7 protein-coding genes and 1 pseudogene are annotated in these 6,348 nt (G+C 67.0%); 5 read left to right on the top strand and 3 right to left on the bottom strand.

Going from position 1 to position 6,348, the window contains the following annotated elements; genetic code table 11:
- Together JMF90_RS19220 and JMF90_RS19215 are read right to left on the bottom strand one after the other, a co-directional pair.
- A pseudogene (locus JMF90_RS19220) lies at window positions 1–256 on the bottom strand (3-phosphoglycerate dehydrogenase); the annotation flags it as partial.
- Window positions 256–954: an RraA family protein gene (locus JMF90_RS19215; protein ID WP_011549022.1), complete on the bottom strand. Its 699-nt coding sequence runs from the start codon at window positions 952–954 to the stop codon at window positions 256–258. The gene JMF90_RS19215 and the pseudogene JMF90_RS19220, both read right to left, overlap by 1 nt.
- A gap of 165 nt (window positions 955–1,119) precedes the next feature.
- Here JMF90_RS19215 and JMF90_RS19210 point away from each other — a divergent pair, with 165 nt between their 5' ends.
- The 4 genes from JMF90_RS19210 (at window position 1,120) to JMF90_RS19195 (ending at window position 4,313) form a co-directional block, all read left to right on the top strand.
- Window positions 1,120–1,830 (top strand): IclR family transcriptional regulator, encoded by a 711-nt coding sequence (locus JMF90_RS19210; protein WP_011694857.1) that lies wholly within the window; start codon window positions 1,120–1,122, stop codon window positions 1,828–1,830.
- A 203-nt stretch (window positions 1,831–2,033) separates the two neighbouring features.
- On the top strand, window positions 2,034–2,672 hold the full coding sequence (locus JMF90_RS19205) for a TetR/AcrR family transcriptional regulator (RefSeq protein WP_011549020.1): 639 nt from the start codon (window positions 2,034–2,036) through the stop codon (window positions 2,670–2,672).
- Window positions 2,673–2,717: 45 nt separating this feature from the next.
- The gene (locus JMF90_RS19200) at window positions 2,718–3,701 is read left to right on the top strand and encodes an MDR family oxidoreductase (RefSeq protein WP_011549019.1); all 984 of its coding nucleotides are present in this window, start codon (window positions 2,718–2,720) and stop codon (window positions 3,699–3,701) included.
- Window positions 3,702–3,734: 33 nt separating this feature from the next.
- On the top strand, window positions 3,735–4,313 hold the full coding sequence (locus JMF90_RS19195) for a peroxidase-related enzyme (protein WP_011549018.1): 579 nt from the start codon (window positions 3,735–3,737) through the stop codon (window positions 4,311–4,313).
- Window positions 4,314–4,422: 109 nt separating this feature from the next.
- Here JMF90_RS19195 and JMF90_RS19190 read toward each other — a convergent pair whose 3' ends face one another.
- Window positions 4,423–5,766 (bottom strand): serine hydrolase, encoded by a 1,344-nt coding sequence (locus JMF90_RS19190; RefSeq protein ID WP_011549017.1) that lies wholly within the window; start codon window positions 5,764–5,766, stop codon window positions 4,423–4,425.
- Window positions 5,767–6,015: 249 nt separating this feature from the next.
- Between JMF90_RS19190 and JMF90_RS19185 the strand changes: the two genes are divergently transcribed.
- A partial coding sequence (locus tag JMF90_RS19185) for a LysR family transcriptional regulator (RefSeq protein WP_201325320.1) occupies window positions 6,016–6,348 on the top strand: 333 nt, incomplete at its 3' end.

Below are 6,348 nucleotides of genomic sequence, written 5' to 3'. Positions count from 1 at the left end.
CGATCACGTCGATGCCGCTGCCGTGCTTCGAAATCACCTGCAGGTTTTCGGCCGCGTCCATGATGCGGGCGTTGATCTTGCCGTACCGGACGATGATCGCGACCGGCTTGTGCTCGATGCAGAGCGCCACGATGTCGTCCTCGGTCGGTTGCTTGCCGGCGAACACGACGTCGAACTGCGCAAGCATCTCGAGCGCTTGCGGCGCAAGGTCGGCGGCGGTCACGAGGACCACGGGCTTGTGCGAAGCGATCCGCATCACAGTGCCTCGCCTTCGGCCAGCATGCCGGCTGCACGCAACTCCTTCTCGATCCAGCCCGGACGAAGGTCGCCCTTGTGGATCGCCGCGATACGCGCGGTTTCGAAGTCCAGCTTTTTCTGCGCGAGATCGACGATGCGCGCGACGTCGGCGCGGGGAATGACGACGACGCCGTCTGCGTCGCCGACCACCAGGTCGCCCGGATTGACCGTCGCGCCGCCCAGCGAGATCGGTGCATTCACGCGCCCCGCGATGCTTTTGGTCGGACCGCACGGATTGAGGCCGGCCGAGAAGATCGGGTAGTCGCCGTTGGCCAGTTCGTGCGCGTCGCGCACCGCGCCGTCGATGACGATGCCGGCGATGCCGCTCGCCTTCGCCTGCGCCGCCATGATTTCGCCGAGCAGCGCGCACGAGATGTCGCCCTTGCCGTCGACCACGACGACGTCGCCCGGCTTCGCGACGGCGAGCGCCGCATGGATCGCCAGGTTGTCGCCCGGACGGACTTCGACCGTGACTGCGGGGCCGGCGACCTTCATCTTCGGCGACAGCGGCCGCACGCGGCCATGCACCGTGCCGCGGCGGCCCGCGACGTCGGCAAGGATCGCGGCCTGGTAACGCGCGGCCGCCTGAACCAGTTCCGGCGAGATGCGTTCGATGTCGCGATTGATCGGAGAAATGCTGACGGATGGCTTGCTCATGACTCGACCTCGGGTTGCGCGTTGTACTCTGTACAACACTGGTGTACATAGTGAAATCACTATAACGAGACAACCCATACCAGGGCACTGGCGTTTACCCTTTTACGTGGTAAACCAGCGTTTTACTCTGTACAATACCCGTCGTGTGTCGACGGGAGAGAAGGAATGGGAAATGACGGCGTGGTTGCCGTGGAAAAGGCGCTTTCGCTGCTGGACTGCTTCAAGCCGGGCGCCGAATCGCAGTCGCTCGCGACGCTGTCGCAAGCATCCGGCATGCACAAGACGACGGTCTATCGGCTGATGAACTCGCTGGAGCGAATGGGCTATGTCGTGCGCGCCCAGTCCGGCAACTATTCGCTTGGGCACCGCGTGCTGTACCTCGGCAAGCTGTACGAGCAATCCTTCCATCTGTCCACGGTGGTCGAACCGGCGCTGCACGCGCTGGCCGCGCTGACGAAGGAAAGCGCATCGTACTACGTGCACGACAACGGGCAGCGGCTTTGCCTGTTTCGGGTCGAGCCGTCCGAAGGCCTGCGTGAAACGCGGCTCGCGGGCACGATGCTGCCGCTCGACGACACGGCCATCAGCCAGGTGATCCGTTTCTGGGGTCTTGGCGAACCGATCTATGACAAGCCGCCCGCACTACCCCTCTTCACCGCGGGTGCACGCGATGTGCACACGGCAGCGTTCGCGGTGCCGGTCTTCGGCGCCGGCGACAAGTTCATGGCGGCGCTGACGCTGTCCGGTCCAGCGTCGCGCCTCAGCGTCGCGCACGAATCGGGTGAACTGGATCGACCGCAGCTGGATGCCGCCGCCGATCTATCGCGGAAGCTGGGCGCGAGTGTCGCGCTCTGCGAGACCGTCTACGGCATCTGATCGCCGCTTTGAGCAAGGCGTGGTTCAGGTCGGCGAACCGCTCGTCGCCTGACCAAGGCCACGTCCACACCATGCCCCGCCCCGGCCCCGGGGGCGTGACGCATGCGTCGCCGCACCGACGCGACGGCCCGCCCAATCGGCCTGTCCAATCGGCTCGGCACGCGGGCCCTTGATTTTCGAGACGAACGGTCTATTATTCGCGCATGGACGCTCGAACCGATCCGCCGCGCCGCCGCGGCAGGCCACCCAAACAGCACGACGACCTCGTCGCCACGCGCGACATGCTGCTGCGCACCGGGCTCGAGATCCTCACCGAAAAGGGCTTTTCCGCCACCGGGCTCGACGAGATCCTCGGGCGCGCCGGCGTGCCGAAGGGCTCCTTCTATCACTACTTCGACAGCAAGGAAGCGTTCGGTCTCAAACTGATCGACCGCTACGCCGAGTTCTTCGCCCGCAAGCTCGACCGCCATTTCAGCCAGCTGGAACGCTCGCCGCTGGCGCGCGTGCGCGCGTTCGTCGACGACGCCCGCGACGGCATGGCCCGCCATGCGTACAACCGCGGCTGCCTGATCGGCAACCTCGGCCAGGAAATGGGCACGCTGCCGGAAAGCTTCCGCGCCCGTCTGCGCGCCACGTTCGAAGACTGGCAGCGCCGTCTGGCCGAATGCCTGGACGCCGCGCAGCAGGCGGGTGAGCTGGCGGAGTCCGCCGACCCCGCCGCGCTGGCCGCGTTCTTCTGGATCGGCTGGGAAGGTGCGGTGCTGCGCGCGAAGCTCGAACGCAGCGACCAGCCACTCGCGCTGTTCGCGCAGTTTTTCTTCAATGGATTGCCACGCCGCTGAATTTTTTTACGATTAATTAGACGATCGGTCTAGAAAGGAGGACGCATGTTCCAGGGCATCGTGATCGACAAGGACGAAACCGGCCAGCACGCGCGGCTGCACACGCTGGACGACGCGCAGTTGCCCGCCGGCAACGTGACGATCCGCGTGGGCTATTCGACGCTGAACTACAAGGACGGGCTGGCGATCACCGGCAAGAGCCCGGTCGTGCGCAAGTTCCCGATGGTGCCGGGCATCGATCTGGTCGGCGAAGTCGAAGCGAGCACGCACCCGGATTACCGCGCCGGCGATCAGGTCGTGCTCAACGGCTGGGGCGTCGGCGAAACGCATTGGGGCGGCCTCGCGCAGAAGGCGCGGGTCGACGGCGACTGGCTGGTGCCGCTGCCGTCCGCGTTTTCGCCGCAACAGGCGATGGCCATCGGCACGGCCGGCTACACCGCGATGCTGTGCGTGATGGCGCTGGAACGGCACGGCGTGCGCGCTGGCGACGGCGAGATCGTGGTGACGGGCGCGGCCGGCGGCGTGGGCAGCGTCGCGACGGCCCTCCTCGCGCGGCTCGGGTATCGCGTCGTCGCCGTGACGGGCCGCCCGGCCGATGCCGACTACCTGCGGCAACTCGGCGCGGCGGAGATCCTGGATCGCGCTCAATTCAGCGCACCCGGCAAGCCGCTCGGCAAGGAGCGCTGGGCCGGCGCCGTCGACGTGGCCGGCAGCCACGTCCTCGCCAACGTGTGCGCGACCACGCGCTACCGCGGCGTGGTGACGGCCTGCGGCCTCGCCGCCGGCATGGATTTCCCCGCGACCGTCGCGCCGTTCATCCTGCGCGGCGTCACGCTCGTCGGGATCGACAGCGTGATGTGCCCGCGCGCCGAGCGGCTGGAGGCCTGGCGCCGGCTCGCGTCCGATCTCGACGTCGAGAAGCTGGGCGCCATCGGCCGTCGGGTCGGCCTGAGCGAGGTCATCCCGCTGGCCGCGGAACTGATCGACGGCAAGGTGCGCGGCCGCGTCGTCGTCGACGTGAACGCGTGATCGTCATTCGTGCCGCTTTATCGAGGAAACTTCATGACCGCTTCAGACAATGCGCCCGTCAGCCGCTTCCCGGTGCCGGCGCTCGAAGACCTGCCCGACGACATTCGCGCACGCATCGCGGCCGTCCAGGAGAAATCGGGCTTCATCCCGAACGTGTTCCTCACCCTCGCGCATCGCCCGGACGAGTTTCGCGCGTTCATGGCGTACCACGACGCGCTGATGGACAAGCCGGGCAATCTCAGCAAGGCCGAACGCGAAATGATCGTCGTGGCCACCAGCGCCGCGAACCAGTGTCAGTACTGCGTGATCGCGCACGGGGCGATCCTGCGGATTCGCGCGAAGGACCCGCTGATCGCCGACCAGGTCGCCACCAACTATCGCAAGGCCGACATCACCGCCCGGCAGAAGGCGATGCTGGACTTCGCGATGAAGGTGTCGCAGGCCGCGCATCAAGTGGGCGAGCCGGACTTCGACACGCTGAAGACGCACGGCTTCACCGAGGACGACATCTGGGACATCGCGGCGATCTCGGCCTTCTTCGGGATGTCCAACCGCATCGCGAACGTGACCAACATGCGGCCCAACGCGGCGTTTTACGCGCTGGGGCGCTGAGAACCCCGATCGCGCCATCGTCACCCCGGAAGGCCGGCGCGCCTGCGTCCGGCCTTCCGCGCGTTGCGGCAGGCAATGCACCGCAACAAGGTGGCCGCGACGCGCACGCTCAATGCCGCAACTCCCGCGCGATCGCGCTGTAGAACACCGACGCTTCGAGCGGCAGCGTATCGAACGACGGCTCCGCCTTCGGCCACGTCGACCATTGCACGACCACGAGATGCTCCGCGCGGTTGACCATGATGACCTGGCCGAAGATGCCGAGCGCCCACAGCGCGCCGCGCATCGACGCTGCGGGCGTCGGGTCCGTGCCCTTCGCATCGACCGGCACCGCGTTGTTCCACCACTGGTAGCCGTAAATGCCGTCGGGGTGCCCGGCCGACACCGACTGTCGCGCCTGCGTCCAGTCCGACGCCCGGTCGAGCCAGCCGTCCGGCAAGATCCGCGTGCCGTCGGGCAGCTTGCCGCCACCCAGCACGAATTCGCCGAAGCGCCCCCAGTCTTCCAGCGTCGCGTTGAAACCATGCGCACCGACGTCGTGCTGCCCTTCGCGATACGCGTGCCACACGCCATCGCTCGCCATCCCGTACGGCTTCCAGATCGTCTTTTCGAGATAAGCGGCGAGCGACATGCCGGTCGCGCGTTCGAGCACGTCGCCGAGCAGCCACGCGCCGCCGGAACTGTACGACCAGGTCTGCCCGGGCGGATGCGCGCGGCCGAGCCCCTTGACCAGCGTGCGCACGCACGCATACGTGCCGGGCCGCGCCTCGCATTGGGTGAGCTTCGCGAAATCGGAGTCCGGATTCGTGTAGCTCTCGTTCCACGCGACACCGGACGTATGCTGGATCAACTGCTTCAGCGTCACGCCGTCCCACGCGGTGCCCTTCAGGTCCGGCTCGTAATCGGTCACGCGATCGTCGAGCGACTTGATCTTCCCTTCCTGCAACGCGACCCCGACCAGCGTCGACACGACCGACTTGCCGACCGAGCGCGACGTCCACAACGTCGTATCGGTGTTGCCGTCGCCGAGATACTTGTATGCGATCTTGCCGTCCTTCAGCACCAGCAGGCCGGCCACGTCCTGATGCTTCAGGTAGTCCTTCAGCGTGTAGCGCTTGCCGTGCACTTCGTACGACATGTCGGTCAGCATGCGGGCGGCATCGACGAACGGCATGGCCGCGCCATGGTGGAACACGTCGCCCGGATAGTTGCGATAGTCGTTGCGAAAGCCGATCACGCGATCCGGCTGGCTCCACGTCAGCATCCGCTTCGGGTCGGGCAGCGTCGCGTCGAACGGTGCGGGGCACGTGGCCAGCGCGACGCCGCCGCACGTCGCGGCGGCGGGCAGCGCGGCAGACGACGCGGCTTGCGCGAACGACGCCGTCACTGCGCTGCCCGCGACGATGGCCGCTGCAAGCGCGATGCCGAATGAACGATCGAACCTCGGTTTCATTGTGTGTGTCCTTGTCGACGATGTCCGGTCGCGCCTGCGCAAGAAGGTTTCCGCCGCACGGCCCGAACGTTTCAGGGCGCGGCGCGGGCGGTGCCATCGTCACCGGCGTCCGACGCGCGGCATACGCGCGTCGATCACGCCCACGGCGGCTCCCGCATCGCGCCCTCGAAAATCAGTATCGAGTGCGCGCGTCGACGAGGCAAAACGGCACATGTGGGAAAATCCCCCGCATCCGCCGGAAGGGACATCATGGGCGCACTGACTTACTCGCTCGCGCAGATCGAGGCGTTCGCGTGCATTGCCGAACACGGCAGCATCACGAAAGCCGCCGCGCATCTCGGCAAGGACCGCTCGACCGTCAGCGAACTGCTGGAATTCTTCGAAATCGAGTTGGGCTTTCCGCTCTTCGCGCGCAGTGGACGGGTGCTGTCGCTGACGTCGGAGGGCGAACGCCTGCAACGCCAGGCGCGCCTGCTGCTGCGGCAGGCGCAAGCGTTCGGCGCCGCGGCGAGAGGCGTGCCGTCGGGCATCGCCGACGCGATCCGCATCGCCTACGATCCGTTCGTGCCGCGCACGCTGCTG

Origin of the sequence: Burkholderia sp. E168m23, from assembly GCF_016586125.1 — a bacterium.
GTDB lineage: Bacteria > Pseudomonadota > Gammaproteobacteria > Burkholderiales > Burkholderiaceae > Burkholderia > Burkholderia orbicola.
This window is presented reverse-complemented; position numbering and strand designations above follow the sequence as displayed.

Bases quoted from the DNA above. Each gene is read 5' to 3' on its own strand.
- JMF90_RS19215 (WP_011549022.1), bottom strand. From the start codon at position 954: ATGAGCAAGCCATCCGTCAGCATTTCTCCGATCAATCGCGACATCGAA.
- JMF90_RS19210 (WP_011694857.1), top strand. From the start codon at position 1,120: ATGGGAAATGACGGCGTGGTTGCCGTGGAAAAGGCGCTTTCGCTGCTG.
- JMF90_RS19205 (WP_011549020.1), top strand. From the start codon at position 2,034: ATGGACGCTCGAACCGATCCGCCGCGCCGCCGCGGCAGGCCACCCAAA.
- JMF90_RS19200 (WP_011549019.1), top strand. From the start codon at position 2,718: ATGTTCCAGGGCATCGTGATCGACAAGGACGAAACCGGCCAGCACGCG.
- JMF90_RS19195 (WP_011549018.1), top strand. From the start codon at position 3,735: ATGACCGCTTCAGACAATGCGCCCGTCAGCCGCTTCCCGGTGCCGGCG.
- JMF90_RS19190 (WP_011549017.1), bottom strand. From the start codon at position 5,766: ATGAAACCGAGGTTCGATCGTTCATTCGGCATCGCGCTTGCAGCGGCC.